Genomic DNA, 231 nt, shown 5'->3' with positions numbered 1-231 from the left:
ATCCTGAACTTCGGCCACACGTTCGGCCATGCGATCGAGGCCGGGCTCGGCTACGGCGAATGGCTGCACGGCGAAGCGGTCGGCTGCGGGATGGTGATGGCGGGCGACCTGTCGGTGCGGCTCGGCCTCCTCGACGAAGCATCGCGGCAGCGCCTCGATGCGGTGATCGCGGCCGCACATCTGCCGACCCGCGCGCCCGCGCTCGGCGATGCGCGCTACATGGACCTGATG

Annotated in this window: 1 protein-coding gene; it reads left to right on the top strand. The window is 70.6% G+C overall.

Annotation, left to right across the window (positions count from 1 at the left end; genetic code table 11):
• The coding region (locus AAEZ03_RS29085; RefSeq protein ID WP_502948001.1) for a 3-dehydroquinate synthase family protein at positions 1 to 231 on the top strand (231 nt) is incomplete at both ends.

The sequence above is a fragment of the Pseudomonas sp. HY2-MNA-CIBAN-0224 genome, assembly GCF_040310285.1.
Classification (GTDB): domain Bacteria; phylum Pseudomonadota; class Gammaproteobacteria; order Pseudomonadales; family Pseudomonadaceae; genus Aquipseudomonas; species Aquipseudomonas helleri.
This window is presented reverse-complemented; position numbering and strand designations above follow the sequence as displayed.